The 875-nt window shown below is 44.0% G+C and carries 1 protein-coding gene; it reads left to right on the top strand.

What is annotated here, in order from left to right:
• Nucleotides 1–169 precede the first annotated feature (169 nt).
• The gene (locus A3763_RS16880; protein ID WP_197479636.1) at nucleotides 170–637 is read left to right on the top strand and encodes an SHOCT domain-containing protein; all 468 of its coding nucleotides are present in this window, start codon (nucleotides 170–172) and stop codon (nucleotides 635–637) included.
• Nucleotides 638–875 lie beyond the last annotated feature (238 nt).

The raw sequence follows: 875 nt of genomic DNA, 5'->3' as shown, positions 1-875 counted from the left end.
TACGCTCCGGCCCATTATGTAAGCGTTACATGCCAATGGAGAGCATTACATGAGGTTAACGACTCTAGTCTTTTTTGCTTTTTTGACTGGGTGTAGTACCCACCAAACAACATTAAAGCAAGATGGTGGTTACAAAATATATGCCATAGAAGAGCAAAAGATTTTTCAATTGACATATCAAGAAATCACATCAATCGTTGATGATGAAATCGTTAATGAAATTGATGGTCCAGAAAGAGGATTCTCTACCAGAATGACTTGGGGTCTGGATTGGTATAACGTCTTCGTCAAGATTGTTCCCGTTGAGGGTGTTAGTTTAAGCGGTAAGAATGTTAAGGGCTATTTTGTAGAGCTTGGCGGAAAAGGAACTTACCCGACTTCAAGGCCGCAAAAAATTATTGATAATATTCAGAAAAAGCTTGAAGAATCAGGTACGGGGGTAATGGTTAGCTCATACAGAAAATCATCCTACCAGTTTGAGCGCGACCGGTGGCGCCTAAACGAGAAGGCATCTGCTAGAGATAACGGTGATTCGGTTATGGACAGGCTTCTTAAATTAAAGGTGCTTAGGGATGAAGGTGTGCTTTCTGAAGGTGAGTATCAAGAAAAGAAATCTGAATTGCTTAAGCAGCTATAGCATGTAACAAGCGCATGTTGCCGGACTGGTTTTCCGCTACGCTCCAAACCAGCCGCAAATGCGGGCGTTGGTATGACTCCCCACGTCAAGAGGCCCGCACAAAATCCTGCCGGAACCTCGGCCAGAGCCTTTCTTTTTAATTAACATTCTTCCCGTTAGGGAAGCGTCAACGCATCAGATGAAGCAAGTAATTTCGACGGTGATCATGCTGGTATTCGTGGGTTGCTAACGCGACGCG

The organism is Oleiphilus sp. HI0128 (assembly GCF_001635365.1).
The sequence above is the reverse complement of the archived record's forward strand: the minus strand, read 5'-3'. Positions and strand labels throughout refer to the sequence as shown.